The sequence below is a fragment of the Ornithinimicrobium tianjinense genome (assembly GCF_014636495.1).
GTDB lineage: Bacteria > Actinomycetota > Actinomycetes > Actinomycetales > Dermatophilaceae > Ornithinicoccus > Ornithinicoccus tianjinensis.
Window position 1 is genome coordinate 196,977 of record NZ_BMEM01000005.1, and the last position, 21,754, is coordinate 218,730.

20 protein-coding genes and 2 tRNA genes are annotated in these 21,754 nt (G+C 72.5%); 16 read left to right on the forward strand and 6 right to left on the reverse strand.

Features of this window, described 5'->3' with window-relative positions; all coding sequences use genetic code 11:
• The first annotated feature begins 86 nt into the window (after positions 1-86).
• From IEV65_RS14290 to IEV65_RS14335, 10 genes are all read left to right on the forward strand, one after another.
• Positions 87-1,619: an ABC transporter substrate-binding protein gene (locus IEV65_RS14290; RefSeq protein WP_229735303.1), complete on the forward strand. Its 1,533-nt coding sequence runs from the start codon at positions 87-89 to the stop codon at positions 1,617-1,619.
• A gap of 4 nt (positions 1,620-1,623) precedes the next feature.
• A complete protein-coding gene (locus IEV65_RS14295) occupies positions 1,624-2,574 on the forward strand; it encodes an ABC transporter permease (protein ID WP_188431939.1) in 951 nt (316 codons plus the stop codon).
• Positions 2,571-3,449, forward strand: coding sequence for an ABC transporter permease (locus tag IEV65_RS14300; protein WP_188431940.1), 879 nt, complete (start codon positions 2,571-2,573; stop codon positions 3,447-3,449). The genes IEV65_RS14295 and IEV65_RS14300 overlap by 4 nt, the downstream gene beginning before the upstream one ends.
• A gap of 2 nt (positions 3,450-3,451) precedes the next feature.
• Positions 3,452-3,754, forward strand: a complete 303-nt coding sequence (locus tag IEV65_RS14305; RefSeq protein ID WP_188431941.1) for an MTH1187 family thiamine-binding protein — start codon at positions 3,452-3,454, stop codon at positions 3,752-3,754.
• A 2-nt stretch (positions 3,755-3,756) separates the two neighbouring features.
• Positions 3,757-4,800: an ABC transporter ATP-binding protein gene (locus tag IEV65_RS15945; RefSeq protein WP_308642584.1), complete on the forward strand. Its 1,044-nt coding sequence runs from the start codon at positions 3,757-3,759 to the stop codon at positions 4,798-4,800.
• Positions 4,793-5,641: an ATP-binding cassette domain-containing protein gene (locus IEV65_RS15950; RefSeq protein WP_188431942.1), complete on the forward strand. Its 849-nt coding sequence runs from the start codon at positions 4,793-4,795 to the stop codon at positions 5,639-5,641. Before IEV65_RS15945 ends, IEV65_RS15950 begins: the two co-directional genes overlap by 8 nt.
• Positions 5,642-5,740: 99 nt before the next feature.
• A complete protein-coding gene (locus IEV65_RS14320; protein ID WP_188431943.1) occupies positions 5,741-7,285 on the forward strand; it encodes a Re/Si-specific NAD(P)(+) transhydrogenase subunit alpha in 1,545 nt (514 codons plus the stop codon).
• Positions 7,282-8,778 carry an NAD(P)(+) transhydrogenase (Re/Si-specific) subunit beta gene (locus IEV65_RS14325; protein WP_188431944.1) on the forward strand — a complete coding sequence of 499 codons (1,497 nt, stop codon included), beginning with the start codon at positions 7,282-7,284 and terminating at the stop codon, positions 8,776-8,778. Before IEV65_RS14320 ends, IEV65_RS14325 begins: the two co-directional genes overlap by 4 nt.
• Entirely contained in the window at positions 8,775-9,875 is a 1,101-nt protein-coding gene (locus IEV65_RS14330; protein WP_188431946.1) for a P1 family peptidase, read from the forward strand. Before IEV65_RS14325 ends, IEV65_RS14330 begins: the two co-directional genes overlap by 4 nt.
• 67 nt (positions 9,876-9,942) lie before the next feature.
• Positions 9,943-10,734, forward strand: coding sequence for an SDR family NAD(P)-dependent oxidoreductase (locus IEV65_RS14335; protein ID WP_188431947.1), 792 nt, complete (start codon positions 9,943-9,945; stop codon positions 10,732-10,734).
• A gap of 37 nt (positions 10,735-10,771) precedes the next feature.
• Here the strand turns inward: IEV65_RS14335 and IEV65_RS14340 are convergent, their stop codons facing one another.
• A complete protein-coding gene (locus tag IEV65_RS14340; RefSeq protein ID WP_188431948.1) occupies positions 10,772-12,424 on the reverse strand; it encodes an AMP-binding protein in 1,653 nt (550 codons plus the stop codon).
• Between the two features lie 58 nt (positions 12,425-12,482).
• Here IEV65_RS14340 and IEV65_RS14345 point away from each other — a divergent pair, with 58 nt between their 5' ends.
• Together IEV65_RS14345 and cutA are read left to right on the forward strand one after the other, a co-directional pair.
• Positions 12,483-13,823 carry an aminotransferase class III-fold pyridoxal phosphate-dependent enzyme gene (locus tag IEV65_RS14345; RefSeq protein WP_188431949.1) on the forward strand — a complete coding sequence of 447 codons (1,341 nt, stop codon included), beginning with the start codon at positions 12,483-12,485 and terminating at the stop codon, positions 13,821-13,823.
• Positions 13,820-14,194, forward strand: coding sequence for a divalent-cation tolerance protein CutA (cutA, locus tag IEV65_RS14350; RefSeq protein WP_188431950.1), 375 nt, complete (start codon positions 13,820-13,822; stop codon positions 14,192-14,194). The genes IEV65_RS14345 and cutA overlap by 4 nt, the downstream gene beginning before the upstream one ends.
• Positions 14,195-14,375: 181 nt before the next feature.
• On the opposite strand, the gene IEV65_RS14355 is transcribed toward cutA, so the two are convergent.
• Positions 14,376-14,446 (reverse strand) — tRNA-Gly (locus tag IEV65_RS14355).
• A 97-nt stretch (positions 14,447-14,543) separates the two neighbouring features.
• On the opposite strand from IEV65_RS14355, the gene dcd reads away from it, so the two are divergent.
• Positions 14,544-15,125: a dCTP deaminase gene (dcd, locus tag IEV65_RS14360; RefSeq protein ID WP_188431951.1), complete on the forward strand. Its 582-nt coding sequence runs from the start codon at positions 14,544-14,546 to the stop codon at positions 15,123-15,125.
• A gap of 92 nt (positions 15,126-15,217) precedes the next feature.
• Here the strand turns inward: dcd and IEV65_RS14365 are convergent, their stop codons facing one another.
• Complete coding sequence (locus IEV65_RS14365; RefSeq protein WP_188431952.1) at positions 15,218-15,373, reverse strand: hypothetical protein; 156 nt, start codon at positions 15,371-15,373, stop codon at positions 15,218-15,220.
• 1,004 nt (positions 15,374-16,377) lie between these two features.
• On the opposite strand from IEV65_RS14365, the gene IEV65_RS14370 reads away from it, so the two are divergent.
• Entirely contained in the window at positions 16,378-16,911 is a 534-nt protein-coding gene (locus IEV65_RS14370) for a TetR family transcriptional regulator (protein ID WP_188431953.1), read from the forward strand.
• Positions 16,912-16,937: 26 nt separating this feature from the next.
• Here the strand turns inward: IEV65_RS14370 and IEV65_RS14375 are convergent, their stop codons facing one another.
• Positions 16,938-19,223 carry a (Fe-S)-binding protein gene (locus IEV65_RS14375; protein WP_188431955.1) on the reverse strand — a complete coding sequence of 762 codons (2,286 nt, stop codon included), beginning with the start codon at positions 19,221-19,223 and terminating at the stop codon, positions 16,938-16,940.
• 120 nt (positions 19,224-19,343) lie between these two features.
• Between IEV65_RS14375 and cysK the strand changes: the two genes are divergently transcribed.
• Together cysK and epsC are read left to right on the forward strand one after the other, a co-directional pair.
• Positions 19,344-20,279, forward strand: a complete 936-nt coding sequence (gene cysK / locus IEV65_RS14380) for a cysteine synthase A (protein ID WP_188431956.1) — start codon at positions 19,344-19,346, stop codon at positions 20,277-20,279.
• 5 nt (positions 20,280-20,284) lie between these two features.
• Positions 20,285-20,899, forward strand: coding sequence for a serine O-acetyltransferase EpsC (gene epsC / locus IEV65_RS14385; protein ID WP_229735304.1), 615 nt, complete (start codon positions 20,285-20,287; stop codon positions 20,897-20,899).
• A gap of 171 nt (positions 20,900-21,070) precedes the next feature.
• On the opposite strand, the gene IEV65_RS14390 is transcribed toward epsC, so the two are convergent.
• Together IEV65_RS14390 and IEV65_RS14395 are read right to left on the reverse strand one after the other, a co-directional pair.
• Positions 21,071-21,427 (reverse strand): YtxH domain-containing protein, encoded by a 357-nt coding sequence (locus IEV65_RS14390; protein ID WP_188431958.1) that lies wholly within the window; start codon positions 21,425-21,427, stop codon positions 21,071-21,073.
• 109 nt (positions 21,428-21,536) lie between these two features.
• Positions 21,537-21,619: transfer RNA gene (locus IEV65_RS14395), tRNA-Ser, on the reverse strand.
• Positions 21,620-21,754 lie beyond the last annotated feature (135 nt).

The window sequence follows — 21,754 nt, forward strand, 5'->3', positions numbered from 1 at the left end:
GGGGTAGCGGTGCGTCGGTGGGATGGACCATGATTCACGCCATGACCTCGTCGACGAAGAGCCGAGTGCGAGTCCGGGCTGCAGCGATGCTGGCGGCCACCGCGATGCTGGCGGGCTGCAACGCCGGGGCCGGGACCGGCACGAACACCGAGGGAGGGACCGACCCTGACGCGGGGTCCGCCACCAGCGGGGGCGCCACCGGTGCCTCCGACGAGACCGTGCGCATCGGCCTGGTCGCCGAGCCGGCGAGCCTCGACTTCACCACCACCGACGGCGCGGCCATCCCGCAGCTGCTGCTCGACAACGTCTACGAGACCCTCGTGACCGTCGACATGGCGTCCGGCGACATCGTGGGCGCGCTCGCGGAGGAGTGGGAGGTCAGCGACGACCGCCTCACCTACACCTTCCACCTCAAGGACGGGGTGACGTTCTCCGACGGTGCCGAGTTCACCGCCGAGGACGCGAAGTTCAGCCTCGAGCGCGTGAAGTCCGACGCGTGGACGACCAGCCTCAAGGCCCAGCTCGACGTCATCGACACGGTCGAGGCGCCCGACGCCTCGACGGTGGTGGTCACGCTCGCCCAGCCCAGCAACCGCTTCCTCTACGCGCTCACCACCCGCGTCGGGGCGATGTTCGACACCGAGGGCACGGACAATCTCGCCGAGGACGCCATCGGCACCGGTCCCTATCTCTTCAAGGACTGGCAGCGCGGCTCGATGATCACCCTCGAGCGCAACCCGGACTACCACGGCGAGGCCCCCCACTTCGCCGGCGTGGAGATGCACTACTTCAAGGACGCCAACGCGCTCAACAACGCGATGCTCACCGACGCGATCGACGTGGTCTCCACCGTCCAGGCGCCGGAGTCGCTCGTGGAGTTCGAGGGCGGCGACTACCAGATCGTCGAGGGCACGACCAACGGCGAGGTCGTCCTGTCGATGAACCAGTCCGAGGGCGCGCCGCTGTCCGACCTGAAGCTGCGCCAGGCCGTCCGTCACGCGATCGACCACCAGACCCTCATGGACACCTGCTGGGCCGGCCGCGGCACGCTCATCGGCACGATGGCGCCGCCCACCGACCCCTGGTACGAGGACCGCACCGGCGACTACCCCTTCGACCTCGACAAGGCCAAGGCGCTGGTGGCCGAGGCCGGCGGCGAGGGCACCGCGCTGCGGCTGCGGATCCCGACCCTCCCGTATGCCGTGTCCTGCGGCACGGTCGTCGAGTCGATGCTCGAGGAGGCCGGCTTCGACGTCACGGTCGACGAGCTGGAGTTCCCCTCGGCCTGGCTGGAGACGGTCTTCACCAACAAGGACTTCGACATGTCGATCGTGGCCCACGTCGAGCCGCGCGACATGGCCAACGTCTTCGGCAACCCGGAGTACTACACGACCTACGGCACCCCGGAGATCCAGGAGCTCTTCGAGGCCGCGGACACCGGCACCGAGGAGGAGCAGGTCGCGAAGATGAAGGAGGCCGGGGCGCTGATCAGCGAGGACGCCGCCGCCGACTTCCTCTTCCTGCTGCCCAACCTCATGGTCGCCGACCCCGACATCACCGGGCTGCCCGAGAACGCCATCAAGGAGTCGTTCGACCTCGCGGAGCTGGGGCGCGGCTGAGCCGATGATCCTGCGGCTCCTCCAGCGGCTGCTCGTGCTCGTCCTGAGCCTGGCCGTCGCCTCCGTCGTGGTCTTCGGGTTCATGCGGGTGCTGCCCGGGGACCCGGCCCGGGTCGCGCTCGGTGTCAACGCCTCGGCGGCGGCCGTGGAGCAGCTGCGGACCCAGTTCGGCCTGGACCGCCCCGTGCTCGTGCAGTACCTCGACTGGGTGGGCGGGCTGCTCCGCCTCGACCCCGGCATCGAGTTCGTGTCCAAGGCCGCGATCGGGCCGCAGATCGCCGACCGCCTGCAGGTGACGGTCTGGCTGGTGGTGGTCTCCATGGTGCTCGCCCTGGCGATCGCCCTGCCCGTCGGGCTGTGGATGGCGGTGCGGCACCGGCACTGGGACGGGGTGGCGCTGTCCGCGCTGTCGCAGGTCGGCGTCGCGATCCCGGCCTTCCTCGCCGGCATCGTGCTCATCTCGGTCTTCGCGGTGCGGCTGCGCTGGGTGCCGGCGGGCGGCTGGGTCGTGCCCGCCCAGGACCCCGTCGGCTTCGTGCAACGCCTGGCGCTGCCCGCGCTGTCGCTGGCGCTCGTCCAGGCGGCCGTGCTGGCGCGCTACATCCGCTCCGCCGTGCTCGACGTGCTCCGCGAGGACTTCCTGCGCACGGCGCGGGCCAAGGGCCTGCGCCCGGTGCAGGCCCTCGTCCGGCACGGGCTGCGCAACGCCGCCGTCCCGGTCGTCACGGTCCTCGGCCTCCAGCTGGCCACCCTGCTCATCGGGGCGGTCGTCATCGAGCGGGTCTTCGTCATCCCGGGGCTGGGCTCCCTGCTCCTGGACTCGGTGGCCAAGCGCGAGCTGCTCACCGTCCAGGCCGTCGTCATGGTGCTCGTGGTCGCCGTGCTCGTCATCAACTTCGTGGTCGACCTGCTCTATCTGCTGATCGACCCACGCCTGCGGGCAGGCGCACGATGAGCGACATCCAGGGCCTGCCCGCCGTCGCGGCGACCCGCCCCGCGGAGGCCCCCGGGCGGCGTCGTCCGCTCAACCCCTCCCTGCTCATCGGCGGCACGATCGTTGCGGCCATCGTCCTGCTCGCGCTCGTGTCCTACGTCTGGACGCCCTGGCCACCGATGCGGGTGCTGCCCACGGAGCCCTACCAGACCCCCAACGCCGAGCACTGGCTCGGCACCGACAAGCTGCGCCGCGACGTCTTCACCCAGATCCTCGTGGGCGCGCGCACGACCCTCTTCGTCGGCCTCGTCGCCGTCGGCGTGGCCGCGGTCGTCGGGGTCCCCCTCGGCATCCTGGCCGCGATGACCCCGGGCTGGCTCGGTCAGCTCGTGATGCGCACCAACGACGTCCTGCTCGCCTTCCCCGCCCTGCTGCTGGCGATCATGTTCGCCGCGCTCTACGGCGGCTCGACCCGGGTCGCCATGATCGCGATCGGGATCGCGACGATCCCGGCCTTCGCCCGGATCACCCGCTCGGGCGCCCTGAGCGTGATGGCCTCGGAGTATGTCGTGGCCGCTCGCGCCGCGGGGCGCTCGCCCCTGGGGATCGCGTGGCGGCACGTGCTGCCCAACGTCGCCGGGCTCGTCATCGTCCAGGCCTCGGTGTCGTTCGCGATCGCGATCCTGGCCGAGGCGGCCCTGGCCTACCTCGGCCTGGGCACCCCGACCGGCCAGGCCTCCTGGGGCCGGATGCTGTTCGAGGCCCAGACCACCCTCCGGGCGGCGCCGCACCTGGCGCTGATCCCCGGCGGCGCCATCGCCCTGTCCGTGCTCGGCTTCAACCTCTTCGGTGACGGCCTGCGCGACTGGCTCGACCCCAAGCTGGAAGGACGCTAGTCATGCTGTTCGCCTTCTCCGTCGCCCCGACCTCCGCCGACGGGTCGGGCTCGGTCAGCGCCGCCGTCGCCGACGCCGTCCGCGTCGTCCGCGAGTCCGGCCTGCCCTACGAGCTGACCTCGATGTTCACCACGATCGAGGGGGACTGGGACGAGGTCATGCCGGTCATCAAGGCCGCCTGCGACGCCGTCGCGGCCCACGGCCCGCGCGTCTCGCTCGTCCTCAAGGCGGACCTGCGCCCCGGCTTCACCGACCAGCTGACCGCGAAGGTCGACCGCGTCAACGCCCACCTGGCGGACGGCTGACGGTGGCAGCCGCGCCCGCCGCCGCCCCGGCCGTCGACCGCACCGTGCTGCGCGTCGACGGCCTGAGCGTCGGCACGCGTCATACCGGCCTGCTGCACGACGTCAGCTTCCAGATCTGCCGGGGCGAGCGGGTCGGGCTCATCGGGGAGTCGGGGTCGGGCAAGTCGCTCACCGCCCTCGCGGTCATGGGCCTGCTGCCCGAGGGGCTGGCCGCGACCGGCGACGTCCGCCTCTCGGCCCGCACCCCGGCGACCCGCAACCTCCTCGACCTGCCCGAGCGCGACCTGGCCCGCCTGCGCGGCGACGGCCTCTCGATGGTCTTCCAGGAGCCGATGACCGCGCTCAACCCGACGATGCGCGTGGGCGACCAGGTCGCCGAGGTCATGCTGATCCACCGCACGCAGCCGTCCCGGGGCGCCGTCCGCCGGCGCGTCGTCGAGCTGCTCGAGCAGGTCGACCTGCCCGACCCGGCCCACCTGGCCCGGTCCTATCCCCACGAGCTGTCCGGCGGCCAGCGTCAGCGCGTCGTCCTCGCCATCGCGCTGGCCAACGACCCCGCGCTGCTGATCTGCGACGAGCCGACCACGGCGCTCGACGTCACGGTCCAGGCCACCGTGCTCGACCTCGTGGTCCGCGGCGTCGAGGAGCGTGACGCGGCGATGCTCTTCATCACCCACGACCTCGGCGTCGTCGCGACCGTGTGTGAGCGCGTCCTCGTCATGTACGGCGGCCGCATCGTCGAGGCCGGCCCGGTCCAGGACGTGTTCGGCGACCCGCGGCACCGCTACACCCAGGGCCTCGTCGCCGCCAGCGACCTCACCGGCGCCGAGGGGCGCCGCGAGCGGGCCGCGCTGCCGACGATCCCGGGCTCGGTCCCGCCGGCGGGCCGGTTCCCTGACGGCTGCGTCTTCCGCACCCGCTGCACCCACGCCGACGAGGTATGCCGCACCCAGCCACCCTGGGTGCCGCGCGGGGAGCACCCGGCGGGCGAGACGGCATACGGGCACGCCTGCGTCCACCCGGCGGGAGGTTACGGCGATGAGTGAGACGCCGTCGGTCGAGCTGCGCAACGTGACCCGTGACTTCCGCCGCCGGCGCACCTCGCTGACGAGCCCGGCGCCGGTGGTGCGCGCGGTCGACGACGTGAGCCTCACGGTGGCGCGCGGCGAGCGGATCGGGATCGTGGGGGAGTCCGGCTCCGGCAAGTCGACGCTGCTGCGCCTGATCTGCGGGCTGGACCGGCCCACGTCCGGGGAGGTGTATGTCGAGGGTCGCCCCGTCCACGACCAGCCCCCCTGGCGGCTGGGCTGGCTGCGCGCGACGCTGCAGCTGGTCTTCCAGGACCCGATGAGCAGCCTCGACCCGCGGATGCGCGTGCGCGACATCGTCGCCGAGCCGCTGGTCGCGCAGGGCCGGCGGTCCGGCAACCGCGAGCGGGTCGTGGAGCTGCTCGAGCGGGTCGGGCTCTCGGCCGAGGCGGCCGACCGCTACCCCCACCAGTTCTCCGGCGGTCAGCGGCAGCGCATCTCCGTGGCCCGCGCCCTCGCGCCGGACCCGGACATCCTGGTCGCCGACGAGCCGGTCTCCGCGCTCGACGTGTCGGTGCGCGCCCAGGTGCTCAACCTCATCGACGAGGTGGTCGAGGGGTTCGACCTGACGCTGGTGTTCGTCAGCCACGACCTGTCGGTGGTGCGCCACGTGTGCGACCGGGTGGCCGTGATGCGGCGCGGGCAGCTCGTCGAGGTGGCACCGACGGAGCAGCTGTTCGCCGCCCCGGAGCACCCCTACACCCGGTCGCTGCTGGCCGCCGTGCCCGACCTGCAGCAGGCGCTGGCCGGCCGGACGGCCGAGGACCTTGCCGCCGGCGTGGCGCGGCGCGAGCGCTGACGGCGCCGTTCGGGAGGGCCTGACGGCAAACCCCCCGCGTGTCGGTGCGGAGAGTTAGTGTGGCCACGCGCTCCTTCTCGATGACGAAAGGCGAGGGCGATGCGGATCGGTGTCCCGCGCGAGTCCCGTGACGGGCAGGCCATCGTGGCCGCGACGCCCTCGACGACCTCCGTGCTGGTCGGGCTGGGTCACGAGCTCCTCGTCGAGAGCGGCGCCGGGGCGCGGGCGGCCTACCCCGACAGCGCCTACGCCGGGGCGGGCGCGCAGATCGTCGACCGGGCGGCCGTCTGGGCCGCCGACCTGGTGCTCAAGGTCGACCCGCCCACCCAGGAGGAGGTCGCCCTGCTCCGCCCCGACGGTGCGCTGGCCGGTCTGCTCGCGCCCGCTCGCTCGCCCGAGCTCCTCCAGCTCCTGACCGACCGGGGTGTCACGGCGTTCGCGATGGACGCCGTCCCGCGGATGTCGCGCTCGCAGTCCCTCGACGTGCTCAGCTCGATGGCCAACCTGAGCGGCTACCGCGCGGTCGTCGAGGCGGCGCACGAGCTCGGCGGCATGTTCGGCGGACAGGTCACCGCGGCGGGCACCACCCCGCCGGCGCGGGTCTTCGTCGCCGGCGCGGGCGTCGCGGGTCTGGCCGCCATCGGTGCCGCCCGGGCGCTCGGCGCCGAGGTGCGCGCCACCGACGTCCGCCCGGAGGTGGCCGAGCAGGTCGAGTCGCTGGGGGCGACGTTCGTGCCGCTCGGGGCCACGACGACCAGCGCTGACGGCTATGCCCGCGCGCTCACCGAGGACCAGGAGGCCCTCGCCGCCGCCGTCTACGACCGGGAGGCCCGCGCCGCCGACGTGGTCATCACCACGGCGCTCCTGCCGGGCCGCCCGGCCCCGCGTCTCATCGGTTCGGAGACCGTCGCCGCCATGCGGCCAGGCTCGGTGGTGGTCGACCTCGCGGCCGCCACCGGCGGCAACGTCGCCGGGACGGTCCGCGACCAGCGCGTCGTCACCGAGGGCGGCGTGCACCTGCTCGGCTGGACCGACCTCGCCGGCCGGCTGCCCGGTCAGGCCTCCCAGCTCTACGGCACCAACATGGTCAGCCTGGTCCGCCTCGTCGCCGGTCCGGGCGGCGAGCTGGCCCCCGACCTCGAGGACGAGGTGGTGCGCGGCATGACCGTCGCGCGCGCCGGGGAGCTGCTGTGGCCGCCCCCTCCGTCGTCGGTCCAGGCGAGGGGGCCCGCGCCGAGCGCCGCACCTGCCGCACCTCCGGCACCTCCCGCCCCGGCACCCGCCCCGGCCCCGGACCGCGCCACCCGCCGGGCGGTGCTCCTCGCGACCGGCGCCCTGGTCGCGCTCGCGGCCGCCCTCGCGCCGCACGAGGTCCGCGCCCACCTCACCGTCTTCGCCCTCGCCGTCGTCGCGGGCTACTACGTCATCTCCCACGTCACCCACGCCCTGCACACCCCGCTCATGTCCGTCACCAACGCGATCAGCGGCATCATCTGCGTCGGCGCCCTGCTGCAGGTGGGCAGCGCCGACCCCTGGGTCACTGCGCTCTCGATGGTCGGCATCACGGTCGCCTCGGTCAACATCGTCGGCGGCTTCACGGTCACCCACCGGATGCTCGGCATGTTCCGGAGGGCCGAGCCGTGAGCCTCACCCTCGACGCCGCCGCGGAGACGGCATACCTCCTGGCCGCGCTCCTCTTCCTGGGCGCGCTCGCGGGCCTGTCCCGGCACGAGTCGGCCCGCCGCGGCAACCTGCTCGGCATCGTCGGTATGGCGCTCGCCCTCACCGCGACCGTCGCGCTCGCCGTCCGCGACGCCGAGCGCGGCACGGTGGTGACCCTGCTGCTCATCGCGGTCGCGGTGGGCGTGGGAGCGGTGATCGGCGTCTGGCGGGCGCGCGCCGTGGAGATGACCGGGATGCCCGAGCTCATCGCGATGCTGCACAGCTTCGTCGGGCTGGCGGCGGTCCTGGTCGGCGTCAACACCTACCTCACGCACGGCCACGGCAGCGGCGGTGCGGCGGTGAGCCAGCGCGTCGAGATCGCCGTCGGCGTCTTCATCGGTGCGGTGACGCTCACCGGGTCGGTCGTCGCCTGGGGCAAGCTGAGCGGGCGGATGAGCGGGGCCCCGCTGATGCTGCCGCGCCGCCACCTGCTCAACCTCGTCGTGGTGCTCGCGAGCGTGGCGCTCGCCGGGTGGTTCGTCGTCGCCCCCTCCCTGTGGTCGCTGCTCGTCCTCACCGGTATGGCGCTCCTGCTCGGCGCGCACCTGGTCGCCTCGATCGGCGGCGGCGACATGCCGGTCGTGGTGTCGATGCTCAACTCCTACAGCGGCTGGGCGGCCGCCGCGGCCGGCTTCATGCTGGGCAACGACCTGCTGATCATCACCGGCGCGCTCGTGGGCAGCTCGGGCGCGATCCTGTCCTACCTGATGTGCAAGGCCATGAACCGCTCGTTCCTGTCGGTCATCGCGGGCGGCTTCGGCCAGGGCACCCCGGCCGCAGGCCTCGCGGGCGCGGGTGGCAGCGGCCCGGTCGCCGCGACGCAGCCGGTCCGCGAGATCACGCCCGAGGCCGCCGCCGACCTGCTCCGCACGGCGCGCACGGTCGTGGTGACGCCCGGCTACGGGATGGCGGTCGCCCGGGCGCAGTATGCCGTGGCGAGGCTCGCCGAGCGCCTCGGCGAGCTGGGCGTCCGGGTCCGGTTCGGCATCCACCCCGTGGCGGGTCGGCTCCCCGGGCACATGAACGTCCTGCTGGCCGAGGCGCGCGTGCCCTACGACATCGTGCTGGGCCTGGAGGAGATCAACCCCGACCTGGCCGACACGGACGTGGTGCTGGTCATCGGCGCCAACGACACCGTCAACCCGGCCGCGGTGGAGGAGCCGGTCAGCCCGATCGCCGGGATGCCCGTCCTCGAGGTCTGGCACGCGCGGCAGGTGATCGTCTTCAAGCGGTCGATGGCCACCGGCTACTCCGGCGTCGACAACCCGCTGTTCGGGCGCGACAACACCCGGATGCTCTTCGGTGACGCCACCGACCGCGTCGAGGACATCCTCGTCGCGCTCGCCGGCGCCACCACCTCACCCACTACCACCACCACCTCACCCACCACACCCGAGGAGTCCAGCCACCGATGAGCGTCCCTGCCCTGCCCGCCGGCCCCCGCAACTCCCTGCTCGACGTCGCCGGCCTCACCGTGGGCCACCACCAGCGGACCGGCGAGGGCTGGCTCACCGGCAGCACCGTGGTCCTCGCCGACGGCGAGGGCGCGGTCGCCGGCACCGACGTGCGCGGCGGGGGCCCCGGGACCCGCGAGACCGACCTGCTCGACCCCTGCAACCTCGTCGACCGCGTCCACGCGGTCTCCCTCTCCGGGGGCTCGGCGTTCGGGCTCGCGGCCGCCGACGGCGTCATGCGCTGGCTCCTCGAGCAGGGACGCGGGCTCGGGATGTGGGCGCCGGGGCAGGTCGTGCCCATCGTGCCGGGCGCGGTGATCTTCGACCTCGGCCGCGGTGGCGAGTGGGGCGCGACCCCGGACGCCTCCTTCGGCCGGGCGGCGTGCGAGGCGGCCGGCGACGGCCACGACATACCCCTGCTCGGTCCGGTGGGTGCCGGCACGGGGGGCCAGGTCGCCGGGGGCCTGCGCGGCGGCCTCGGCACCGCCAGCGCCGTCCTGCCCGGTGGCGCGACCGTCGCCGCGCTCGTCGTGCTCAACGCGGTCGGCTCCACCGTCGACCCGCGCACGGGCGAGCTCTACGGCGCCCGTTCCCTCGTCGAGGGCGACCTCGACCTCCCCGGTATCCCGCACGGCGCCGCCCTGCGCGCGCCCGACCCGGCAGAGCTCGACGAGGCGACCCGGCGCGCGGCGGCGTCCCCGGACGCCCACGGGACGCCGCGGAGCCTGGCGACCACGATCGGCGTCGTGGCGACCGACCTGACGCTCACCGAGGCCCAGGCGCGCCGGCTGGCGATGAGCGGTCACGACGGCATGGCCCGGGCGATCCAGCCGGCGCACACGATGTACGACGGCGACACCCTCTTCGGGCTCGCGACCTGCCGGCGCGAGCCCGCCGACCCCCTGACCGTCCACCACGCGCTGCAGGCCGCGGCCGAGGTGGTCACCCGGGCGATCGTGCGCGCCACCCTGGCCGCGGAGCCGGTCACGACGCCGGCCGGCACGTGGCGCTCCTACCGCGAGGCCTTCCCGAGCGCGGTGCACGACCCCTCCCGGTGAGTCGCCGGCCCGTGCGGCCTCGGGGCCGCCGGCCGGTCGCCCGACCGGGTGCGCCACACTGCCGGGTATGACGTCACTCGACTACGCGACCATGTTCCGGCTCGACGGCAGGCACGCCGTCGTCGTGGGGTGCGGCGGGATCGGCGGCGAGATCGCGGCCGGGCTCGCGGCCCAGGGCGCCCGGGTGAGCTGCCTCGACAAGGACCCGGCGACCGCGGAGGCCGTGCGGGACGGGCTGGCCGACCATCAGACCCGCGCGCACGCGGCATACCCCGTCGACGTGCTCGACCCCGCCTCGGTGGGGCGCGTGGCCGAGGACCTGGGCGACGTGGACGTGCTGGTGCTCACCGCGGCCACCAACGTGCGCAAGCGTGTGCTGGACTACTCCGCCGAGGAGTTCGACCGGGTGGTGGGGCTCAACCTGCGGGCCACCTTCGACGTGGTGCGCGCGTTCGCGCCCCGGATGGTGGAGCGGGGGAGCGGCTCGATCGTGGCGCTCACCTCGATCCGTGCCGTGGTCGTCGAGCCCGGGCAGGGTGTCTACGCCGCCACCAAGGCGGGCGTGACGCAGCTGGTCAAGACGCTGTCCGCGGAGCTCGGCCCCTCGGGCGTGCGGATCAACGCGGTCGCCCCGGGCGTGGTGGAGACCCCGCTGACCGAGCAGATCCGCGCCGACGAGGCGTGGGGGCGTGCTTATGCCGAGAAGTCCGCGCTGGGCCGCTGGGCCCGCCCGGAGGAGATGGTCGGCGCGGTCTGCTGGCTCGCCTCGGACGCCGCCAGCTTCGTCACCGGCAGCCAGGTGATGGTCGACGGTGGTTGGACCGCCATCGACGGACGCTTCACGCCGCCGTTCGGCTGAGGGGCCCTTGCCGGCCGGGGTCGCCCCGGCCGACCCCTCACTCCTGCTCGTGCAGGATCTGCTCACCCTTCTCACGGAGCTCGACCTTGCGGATCTTGCCCGTGACGGTCATCGGGAACTCGTCGATGACCTGCACGTAGCGCGGGACCTTGTAGTGGGCCAGGCGGCCCTGGGCGTAGGCGCGGACCGCCTCGGCGGTCAGCGGGGCGGCGCCCTCCTTGAGGCGCAGCCAGGCCATGAGCTCCTCGCCGTACTTGGCGTCGGGCACCCCGACCACCTGGGCATCGACGACGTCCGGGTGGCCCATGAGGAACTCCTCGACCTCGCGGGGGTAGATGTTCTCGCCGCCGCGGATGACGAGGTCCTTGATCCGGCCGGTGATCTCGACGTAGCCGTCCTCGTCCATGACGCCGATGTCGCCCGTGGCCATCCACCCGTCGTTGATGACCTCGGCGGTCTTGTCCGGCTGTTCCCAGTAGCCGATCATCACCGAGTAGCCCCTGGTGCAGAACTCGCCGGGCGTGCCGCGGGGCACCACCTCCCGGGTCACCGGGTCGACGATGCGGATCTCCAGGTGCGGTCCGACCCGGCCGACGGTGCCGACCTTCTTCTCGAACGGGTCGGTCGGCGAGGTCTGCGTCGACACCGGTGAGGTCTCGGTCATCCCGTAGCAGATCGTCAGGTCGGTCACGCCTGCGTCGATCAGGGCCCGCATCACCGAGGCCGGGCACAGCGACCCGGCCATGATCCCGGTGCGCACCGTCGCCAGGTCGGCGGTGGAGAACTCCCCGCCCCGCCCGATCAGCTCGAGCTCGGCGATGAACATCGTCGGCACGCCGTAGAGCGACGTGCAGCCCTCGTCGCGCACCGCCCGCAGGGTGGCGGCGGGGTCGAACCCGGGACCCGGGATGACCATGCACGCGCCGTGGGTCACCGCCGCGAGGTTGCCCATGACCATCCCGAAGCAGTGGTAGAAGGGCACCGGGATGCAGATCCGGTCCTGCTCGGTGTAGCTGCAGCCCTCGCCAACGAAGAAGCCGTTGTTGAGGATGTTGCGGTGCGACAGCGTCGCGCCCTTGGGGAAGCCGGTCGTGCCCGAGGTGTACTGGATGTTGATCGGGTCGTCCGGCCGCAGGCCCGCCTGGATCTCCAGGAGCCGGGTGCGGGTGACGAGCGAGGCGTTGTTGAGCAGCTCGGTCCAGCTGGCCCGGCCGATGACGACGACCTGCGCGAGCGACGGGCACGCCGGGCGCACGGACTCCGCCATCGCCGGGTAGTCGCTGCCCTTGAAGGACTCGGCGCACACGAGCATCCGCACGCCGGACTGGTTGAGGACGAACTCCAGCTCGTGCGTGCGGTAGGCCGGGTTGATGTTCACGAGGATCACGCCCAGCTTGGCGGTGGCGAGCTGCAGCAGCGTCCACTCGGCGCAGTTGGGTGCCCAGATCCCGACGCGGTCGCCGGTGCGCACGCCGGTCGCCACCAGCCCGCGCGCGACGCGTTCGACGTCGACGAGCAGCTCGGCGTAGGACCAGCGGCGGCCGCTGGGGACGTCCACCAGGGCCTCGCGGTCGTGGTGGGTCCGCACGGTCCGGTCGAGCAGGTCCCCGATGGTCTCCTCGATGAGGGGTATGTCGACCGGTCCGCTCGCGTAGGACGGCTCGGGCAGGTGCGTGTCGGTCGCGGCCATGGGCCCATCTTGCCCCCCTGGCCCCGACGCAGGTGACGGACAGGCATACTCGGGTCGCATGGAGACGACGACGCCCCGTCCGCTGCCCGCCGACCCCGTGCGCGAGGCACGGATCCGCGAGCTCTCACGCGCGCACGTGCTGACCTCCTGGGTGGCCCAGAAGGCCGTCGACCCGCTGCCGCTCGCGGGCGGCGAGGGCTCGTGGTTCTGGGACTACCAGGGCCGGCGCTTCCTCGACTTCACCAGCCAGCTGGTCAACGTCAACATCGGCTACCAGCACCCCCGGCTCACCGAGGCGATCCAGGAGGCGGCCGCGCGCATCACGACGGTCGCGCCCAGCTTCTACGAGGAGTCGCGCGCCGAGGCCGCGGCGGCCATCGCCGAGCTGGCCCCGGCGGGGATGAGCAAGGTCTTCTTCACCAACGGCGGGGCCGAGGGCAACGAGAACGCCATCCGGATGGCCCGCGTGCACACCGGCCGCCACAAGGTCCTCGCGGCCTACCGCAGCTACCACGGCGCGACGGCGGGCGCGATCGCGCTCACCGGCGAGGCCCGCCGGTGGGGGAGCGAGCCCTCGATCCCCGGCGTGGTGCACTTCTGGGGCCCGCACCTCTACCGCTCCGAGTTCCACGCCACGACCGAGCAGGAGGAGAGCGAGCGCGCGCTGGCGCACCTGCGGCATACCGTCGAGGCCGAGGGTCCGCACCTGGTCGCCGCGATCATCCTGGAGACCGTCGTCGGCTCCAACGGGGTCATCCCGCCGCCCGCCGGCTACCTCGAGGGCGTCCGGGCGCTGTGCGACGAGCACGGCATCATGCTGATCCTCGACGAGGTGATGTGCGGCTTCGGCCGGGCCGGCACCTGGTTCGCCCTCGACCACTGGGGCGTGCGTCCCGACCTCATCGTCTTCGCCAAGGGCGTCAACTCCGGCTACGTCCCGCTCGGCGGCGTCGTCCTCTCCGACGAGATCGCCGCCACCTTCGACGAGCGGCCCTACCCGGGCGGCCTGACCTACTCCGGCCACGCCCTGGCGACGGCCTCGGCCGCGGCCGCCATCCGCATCATGCGCGAGGAGCGGATCGTGGAGAACTCCGCCGAGGTGGGCGAGCGCACCCTGGGCCCGGGCCTGCGCGACCTGCTGGGGCGCCACGAGATCGTGGGCGACGTGCGCGGCCTGGCCACCTTCTGGGCGGTCGAGCTGGTGGCCGACCGGCAGACCCGCGAGCCCCTGGCCGCCGACAAGGTCAAGGCGGTCCAGCAGGCCTGCGTGAGCCGGGGTCTGTGGCCGCTCGTCATGGGCAACCGCGTGCACATGGTGCCGCCGTGCGTCATCACCCACGAGGAGGCCAAGGAAGGCGTCGCCATGCTCGACGAGGCCCTGGCGGAGGTGAGCGCGTGACGACGCCCGGCGTCGAGGACCCCGGCTCTGCGCTCGTGGAGGCCCACGTCAGCGTCCCGGACACCGAGTCGGCCCAGCGGATCGCCGACGACCTCGTCGCCCGGCAGCTGGCGGCGTGCGTGCAGATCCTGGGGCCGATGACGTCGGTCTACGCGTGGAAGGGTGAGGTGCACCGCGCGCCCGAGTGGCTGCTGCTCGTCAAGACCACCGCCGAGGCCTTCCCGCAGGTGGCCGAGGCGGTGCGGCGTCAGCACCGCTACGACGTCCCCGAGATCGTCGCGGTCCCGATGACGCATGCGCTGGCGGAGTACGGCCGGTGGGTCCGGACCCACTCCGACGGCCTCAGCGACGCCGAGCTCGCGGAGCCCTGACAGACCGAGCAGGCGATCGTGACAGTTGTCCACAGGCGCGCCTGTGGACAACCGTCACGATCGCCTGCTCGGTCGGGTCAGAGCAGATCGGCGCCGCCTCATGCTCGAGCACCTGGGCCGCGGCGAGGACGCCCCCAGACACGGACGAAGCCCCGGGCAGGTGCCCGGGGCTTCGTGTCGGAGCGGGTGACGAGAATCGAACTCGCGTATTCAGCTTGGGAAGCTGATGTTCTACCATTGAACTACACCCGCGAGAACTACTCCCGCGAGGCCCACGATCGGGGCCGGGCGTTCATACTAGCTGCCCCTCCGCGCCGCCTCCAAGCCGACCCCCCGTTAAGGTGTCAGCGTGCTGCTCTCCGACCGCGACATCCGGGCCCAGATCGATGGCGGACGCGTGCGTCTCGACCCCTGGGACGCCTCGATGGTGCAGCCCTCCAGCGTGGACGTCCGGCTCGACCGCTACTTCCGCCTCTTCGACAACCACAAGTACCCCGTGATCGACCCCGCCGAGGAGCAGCCCGAGCTGACGCGGCTGGTCGAGGTCGAGCCTGGGGAGAGCTTCATCCTGCACCCCGGCGAGTTCGTCCTCGGCTCGACCTTCGAGGAGGTCTCGCTGCCGGACGACATCGCCGCGCGGGTCGAGGGCAAGAGCTCGCTGGGTCGCCTGGGTCTGCTGACGCACGCGACGGCCGGGTTCGTCGACCCCGGGTTCACCGGTCACGTGACCCTCGAGCTGTCCAACGTCGCGACGCTGCCGATCGTGCTCCACCCGGGGATGAAGATCGGCCAGCTGTGCTTCTTCCAGCTCAGCAGCCCCGCCGAGCACCCCTACGGCACCGACGTGCGCGGCAGCCACTACCAGGGGCAGCGCGGCCCGACCGCGAGCCGTTCCTGGGCCAACTTCCACCGCAGCACCCTCGAGCGCTAGCACGATCCGTCTCTTCGGGGAGGCCAGGCCGCAGCCCCGCCGCCCGGCGGGTCGGCGGGACCGGTGCTGCTCTCCCCGCCCGGCTACCGGGCTCAGGCCGTCAAGGACTCGCTGGGCTTCTGAGCGGCCTCCTCGACGAGCCGGGCGACCTCTCCGTCGGGGTCCAGGGTCTCCGCCTCTGCCCGGAAGGCGCGGGCCCGCTCGCGGTAGGAGGGGTCCTGGCGCACGCGGTCGATGCCGGCGCGCACCGCGTCGACGCCGGGCCTCTCGGTGCGCAGGTCGAGGCCGACGCCGTGGTGGACGACGTGGGCGATGGTGTCGTTCTTGCCCTCGCTGAGGCCGGCGCAGACGAGCGGGACGCCGTGCGTGAGCGCCAGGATCGCCGCAGGTCGTGGCCACGACGAGGGCCTTCTCCGCGCGACCCCGGGCCGCCTCGATCGTCGGGATGATCAGCTTGTCCAGGTCGAGGTCGACGGTCCCCTGCGTGACGAGGGCGGTGCAGGGGTATGCCGCAGCTCGCCGGACGATCTCGTCCTCGGTCGTGTGGTCGGTGGCGTCGGGGTCGCTCCAGGGCAGGAGGGGGCCGACGTAGTGGACGCGGGGGTTCTTGCGGGCCCGCGGGAAGTCGAAGGACTCCAGACCCTGCTGGACGGCGGCGTCGACGACGGCGTAAGAGTCCTCGACCATGTCGCGGTGCTCGGTGATGCCGTGGTCGGCCATGATCCGCTCGTAGGTCTTCCGGCCCGGGGCCATGACCATGACCTCGCTCATCCGGCGGATGACGGCGTCACGGACGCGGCCCCGGAGCGAGGGGTCCGGGCGCAGCCCGAACCACAGCCGGGGCACGAGCGGGTCCGGCTCCATGTTGGCGATGGCGTAGAGGGCGACGACCGGCACGCCGACCTTCTCCTTGAGCAGGCGCGCGACCATCATGCTGGCGTCGAGGAGGACGACGTCGTAGGGCCACTCCTCGTGGATCTCCCGCAGGTCGGCGAACAGGTCCGGGACGGTGTCGGCGAAGAGGACCTTGCCGTCGTGGCGGGTCTGCATCGGGCCCTTGAGCCTGGCGCGCTGGGGGTAGAGGTCGTTGAGGTTGGTGGCGGTGTGCTCGACGGCCCGGCGGTAGGGGAGGAGCTGGATCCCGAGACGCTCGACGACGGGGCGGAGGGACTCGCCGGTGTACCACCGGACGTCGTGGCCCCGCTCGTGCAGCCGGCGTGCCGGGCCGGTGAGCAGGAGGGAGTGACCGGGGATGGCATGGGCGGCGCTGATGGCCGACATCGCCGAGAAAGCCGGGGTCTCGGTGCAGATGGTCTACTTCGCCTTCGGCACCAAGTCGCAGCTCTTCCTCGCGGTGATGGAGGCGGCGGTGCAGGGCGAGGACGGCCTGACGCCCCCCGAGATGCCCGAGTGGGCGCGCGCGCAGGAGGAGCCGACGGCGCGGCTCGTCATCGAGAGCTTCGTGCGCGGGCTGGCGGAGATCTTCCGCCGGGCGGCGCCGCTGACCGTCGTCGCCCGGGTGGCGGCCGGCCTGGAGGCGGACGTCGCCGCCGCCGGCCTGGAGCAGGACCGGCTGCGGGACGAGGGCTACGGCGGGATCGTGCGGGCCGCCGCCGCGAAGGGCTCCTACCGGGAGGGGGTCGACGAGGACGCCGCCACGGACGTGCTGGTCTCGCTCTACTCCACGGCGTTCTACGTCGAGCTCACCGAGCACCGGGGGTGGTCGCACGAGCGGGCCATCGACTGGCTCGCCACGACGGTGCCGGGGCTGCTCTTCGAGCCCTGACCGCCAGGGGCGGGCCAGGCAGGGGGTCAGGCCTGGCGAGCGTCCTCGCCGCGGCGCACGGCGGCCAGCAGCATCTGGGCGACGTCCACGACCTCGATGTCCTCGCGGGTGCCCTCGGACTGCTTCTGGGTCAGGCCGTCGGAGAGCATCACGCGGCAGAACGGGCAGCCGATCGCGATCCGGTCGGCGCCGGTGGCGATGGCCTCCTCGGTCCGGTTGAGGTTGATGCGGGTCCCGAGCTTCTCCTCCATCCACATGCGGGCGCCGCCGGCGCCGCAGCAGAAGGACTTCTCGCCGTGGCGCGGCATCTCCGTGAGCTCCACGCCCGGCAGGGCACCGAGCAGCTCGCGCGGCGGGGCGTAGACCTGGTTGTGCCGACCCAGGTAGCACGGGTCGTGGTAGGTCACCGTCGCCGCCGTCGACGCCACGCCGGAGGTGTCGGCCTGGTCCGGGCGGGCCACGGGGGTGAGTCGCTTCTCACGGACGAGCTTGTTGAGCAGCTGCGTGTGGTGCACGACCTCGAACTGCCCGCCGACCTGCGGATACTCGTTCTTGATCGTGTTGAAGCAGTGCGCGCAGGTCACGACGATCTTGGTCGCGTTGACCTCCTTGAGCACCTCGACGTTCTGCATCGCGAGCATCTGGAAGAGGAACTCGTTGCCGGCGCGCCGCGCCGGGTCGCCGGTGCAGGTCTCGCCGTCGCCGAGCACGGCGAAGGAGACGCCGGCCGTGTGCAGCAGCTCGGCCACGGCCCGGGTGGTCTTCTTGGCGCGGTCCTCGAAGGCACCGGCGCAGCCGACCCAGAACAGGTAGTCGACCTCCGCAAGGTCCTCGACGTCGCCGCCGGCCATGGGGACCTCGAAGGGCAGGTCCTTGGCCCAGTCCATCCGCAGGCGGGCGTTCATGCCCCATGGGTTGCCCTTGTTCTCGAGGTTCTTGAACAGGCCGCCCAGCTCGCTCGGGAAGGCCGACTCGATCAGCGTCTGGTAGCGCCGCATGTCGACGATCGCGTCCACGTGCTCGATGTCGACCGGGCACTGCTCGACGCACGCGCCGCACGTCGTGCACGACCACAGCACGTCGGGGTCGATGACGGCGCCGCCGTCGGGCACCGTCGGGTCCCCCTCGGTCGCGCCGACGAGCTCGCGCTGCGCCTCGCGCACCGCGCCGGCAGGTATGCCGTGCAGCTTCGCCGGCAGCGCTCCACCGGCGTGCCCGGTGAGGGCCCCGGCCGCGGCCTCGCGGTGCTCCTCGTCGGCGAGCAGCCACGGCGCCTTGGCGTGGTGGTGGTTGCGCAGGTTGAGCACGACCATCTTGGGGGAGAGGGGCTTCTCGGTGTTCCAGGCCGGGCACTGCTCCTGGCAGCGGCCGCACTCGGTGCAGGTGGAGAAGTCGAGCAGGCCCTTCCAGGTGAAGTCCTCGACCTTGCCGACGCCCAGGGCGGCGTCCTCGTCGAGCTCCTCGATCTGCTCGAAGTCCAGCGGCTCGCCCTTGACCGTGATCGGCTGCAGCTCCGCGAGCGAGGTGCGTCCGTCGGCGTGCCGCTTGAACCAGATGTTGAAGAAGGCCAGGAAGCGGTGCCAGGCCACGCCCATGGTCGGGGTGACCGCCACCGTGATCATCCAGCCCATCGAGATGAGGATCTTGACGAGGGCGACCACGACGATCGCGTTCTCCAGCGCGCCCACGGAGAGCCCGTCGAAGAAGCGGCCCACCCAGCTCGTCGTCGGGAAGTGGACCAGGTCGGCCCAGTCGGCACCGGTGGCGCGGCCGAGCGCGCTCTCCAGGCCGCGGAGCAGCACGATGCAGATGCCCACGCCGAGGATGACGAACTCCACGACATACGCCTGCCAGAAGGTGGAGCCCCAGAAGCGGCTGCGCCGGCCCAGCGTGCGTGGGTGCGTCCGCTGCCGGACCGCGATCAGGACGATGATCCCCAGCACCGTGAACCAGCCGAAGAGCTCGGCCAGCCAGATGTAGGGCGGCCAGTGGCCGATGAGCGGGAGCGCGAAGTGCGGGTCGAAGAGCTGGCCGTAGGCCGTCGCCAGGGTGGTGGTCAGCAGGATGAAGCCGAGCATCACGCCCCAGTGCGCGACGGCGACCACCGGCTTGCGGGCCATCCGGGTGTGCCCGAGAAATTCCCGGACCAGCGTCACCGTGCGCGTGCCCGGTGCGTCGGAGCGCGTGGCGGGCTGCCCGAGGCGGAAGATCGTGACGAACGAGGCGATCGTGCGCACGAACAGGGCGACGGCCGTCAGGGTGACGAACGCGGCGACGACGATGGCGATGACCTGGAGCACTCCGACATCCATGGTCGGAGGGTAGTGCGTCGGTCCGACGAAATGGTCATCGGTCGCTGGAATAACCGAACGTTGGTTAAGGTATAACCAACGTACCACTTCTCGTGTCCCTCTCAGGAAAGGCGCCCTCCCGTGCCCGTGTACGACGACATCACCCAGATCATCGGCCGGACCCCGCTGGTCCGGCTCAACCGCCTGACCGACGGCGTGCAGGAGGGGGCGCAGGTGCTGGTCAAGCTGGAGTCCCAGAACCCGGCCGCGTCCGTCAAGGACCGCATCGGCGCCTCGATCATCGACGCGGCCGTCGAGTCGGGCGAGCTGCAGCCCGGCGGCACGATCGTCGAGGGCACGTCCGGCAACACCGGCATCGCGCTGGCCATGGTCGGTGCCGCCCGCGGCTACCACGTCGTGCTGGCCATGCCGGAGACCATGAGCCTGGAGCGCCGCGCGCTGCTGCGTGCCTACGGTGCCGAGCTGGTCCTCACCCCGGGATCCGAGGGCATGAAGGGCGCCGTCGCCAAGGCTGAGGAGATCGCGGCCGAGCGTGGCGCCGTGCGGGCTCGGCAGTTCGCGAACCCGGCCAACGTCAAGGTGCACTACGAGACGACCGGCCCGGAGATCTGGGCCGACACCGACGGCCAGGTCGACGTCTTCGTCGCCGGCGTCGGCACCGGCGGCACCATCACCGGTGCGGGACGCTACCTGCGTGAGCAGAAGCCCGACGTCCGCCTCGTGGTGGTCGAGCCCAAGGACAGCCCGATCCTCAACGGCGGCCAGCCCGGCCCGCACAAGATCCAGGGCCTCGGCGCGAACTTCGTCCCCGAGATCCTCGACACCGAGCTCTACGACGAGGTGCTCGACGCGACCCTTGAGGACGCCGTGCGCGTCTCGCGTGCGCTCGCGACCGAGGAGGGCATCCTGGCCGGCATCTCCTCCGGCGCCAACGTCTGGGCTGCCCTGGAGATCGCCAAGCGGCCGGAGAGCGCGGGCAAGACCATCGTCGTGGTCATCCCGTCCTTCGGCGAGCGCTACCTGTCCACGGTCCTCTTCGAGGACCTGAGGGACTGAGTGCCGTGTCCCTCCTGAGCGCACCGCGGCGGGCGGCCCGGGTCGTCGGTCGCGCTGCCGAGGGCATCCGTGAGGACCTCGACGCCGCGATCGCCCGCGACCCGGCCACCGACAGCCGCCTGGAGATGGCCCTGGCCTCCCCGGGTCTGCACGCGATCTGGACCCACCGCCTCACGCACGCCCTGTGGGTGAACGGTCACCAGCTGTCGGCGAGGCTCATCTCCCAGGCGGCCCGCGCGGTGACCGGCGTCGAGATCCACCCGGGCGCCACGATCGGCCGGCGCTTCTTCATCGACCACGGCATGGGTGTGGTCATCGGCGAGACCGCCGAGGTGGGGGACGACGTGATGCTCTACCACGGGGTCACGCTAGGCGGCCGCTCCCTGGAGCCGGTGAAACGTCACCCGACCCTGGGCGACGGCGTCACCGTGGGTGCGGGTGCCAAGGTGCTCGGCAACATCACCCTCGGCCACGGCGCGCAGGTCGGCGCTAACGCCGTCGTGACCAAGGACGTGCCGTCGATGTGCGTCGCCACGGGCATCCCCGCCAAGGTGCGCACCCCCGAGGCCGGGGTCGACCCGCAGCACGCCCTCTACGACGAGCCTGCCCTCTGGATCTGACCGGACAGGCGTTCCTGCCACCCTCCGGGCGGCATCAACGCCTGTCCGGTCGGTCAGGGGGCGGCAGGAAAGCCTGTCCGGTCGGGGATGCACGAAGCGGCCCGCCCCACCGGGGACGGGCCGCTTCGCGGTGCCGGGTGCCTCGCGCAGAGGTACCTCAGCCAGAGGGCCTCAGGCAGACGTGCCCGGACGGAACGCGTCCGTGGGGCCGAGCTTGGAGGTGTCGACCTCCGGGCCCGTCTCCGGGTCGATGCGACCGGTGGCGTTCTCGTACGAGCCGTCGGAGGCGAGGGTCTCGTGACCGGTCACCTTGGCCTTGACCTCGTTGGCCTTGGCCTTGGCCTGGTCGCCCACCTTGGCGGCGACCTCGGGGGCCTTGGCCTTGGCCTCCTCGACCTTGGTCTGGACGCGCGGGTCGGTCCAGAGCTTGTTGGCCTGGTCGGCGATCTGGTCGTAGCGCTCGCGCCCGGCGCGCGCCCCGAGGACGTACCCCACACCGGCGCCGACGAGCAGCAGCAGCTTGTTCATGCGTGACTCCTTCCGAGGGTCGGTTTCGTCCTCGACCCTACCCAGTCGCCCCGTGGTCCTGCACCTCGAGACGACACCCCGGAGCGGGCCCGGGACCCACGGCAGACGGCGGAGGGTGTGGGATTCGAACCCACGGAGGTCTCCCTCGGGCGCTTTCAAGGCGCCTGCACTCGGCCACTATGCGAACCCTCCTGCAGACCGGTCGTCGACCGGCGCCCACACATCTTCGCACGGGAGCACCAGCGTCCCGGTGAACACCGTCGGGCCCTGTCGGCGGCGCTTGAAAACTGAGCAGGTACGGCGCTCGAAAAGTGAGCACTCTTCGAC

Bases quoted from the DNA above. Each gene is read 5' to 3' on its own strand.
- IEV65_RS14290 (WP_229735303.1), top strand. From the start codon at position 87: ATGCTGGCGGCCACCGCGATGCTGGCGGGCTGCAACGCCGGGGCCGGG.
- IEV65_RS14295 (WP_188431939.1), top strand. From the start codon at position 1,624: ATGATCCTGCGGCTCCTCCAGCGGCTGCTCGTGCTCGTCCTGAGCCTG.
- IEV65_RS14300 (WP_188431940.1), top strand. From the start codon at position 2,571: ATGAGCGACATCCAGGGCCTGCCCGCCGTCGCGGCGACCCGCCCCGCG.
- IEV65_RS14305 (WP_188431941.1), top strand. From the start codon at position 3,452: ATGCTGTTCGCCTTCTCCGTCGCCCCGACCTCCGCCGACGGGTCGGGC.
- IEV65_RS15950 (WP_188431942.1), top strand. From the start codon at position 4,793: ATGAGTGAGACGCCGTCGGTCGAGCTGCGCAACGTGACCCGTGACTTC.
- IEV65_RS14320 (WP_188431943.1), top strand. From the start codon at position 5,741: ATGCGGATCGGTGTCCCGCGCGAGTCCCGTGACGGGCAGGCCATCGTG.
- IEV65_RS14330 (WP_188431946.1), top strand. From the start codon at position 8,775: ATGAGCGTCCCTGCCCTGCCCGCCGGCCCCCGCAACTCCCTGCTCGAC.
- IEV65_RS14335 (WP_188431947.1), top strand. From the start codon at position 9,943: ATGACGTCACTCGACTACGCGACCATGTTCCGGCTCGACGGCAGGCAC.
- IEV65_RS14340 (WP_188431948.1), bottom strand. From the start codon at position 12,424: ATGGCCGCGACCGACACGCACCTGCCCGAGCCGTCCTACGCGAGCGGA.
- IEV65_RS14345 (WP_188431949.1), top strand. From the start codon at position 12,483: ATGGAGACGACGACGCCCCGTCCGCTGCCCGCCGACCCCGTGCGCGAG.
- IEV65_RS14370 (WP_188431953.1), top strand. From the start codon at position 16,378: ATGGCATGGGCGGCGCTGATGGCCGACATCGCCGAGAAAGCCGGGGTC.
- IEV65_RS14375 (WP_188431955.1), bottom strand. From the start codon at position 19,223: ATGGATGTCGGAGTGCTCCAGGTCATCGCCATCGTCGTCGCCGCGTTC.
- IEV65_RS14390 (WP_188431958.1), bottom strand. From the start codon at position 21,427: ATGAACAAGCTGCTGCTGCTCGTCGGCGCCGGTGTGGGGTACGTCCTC.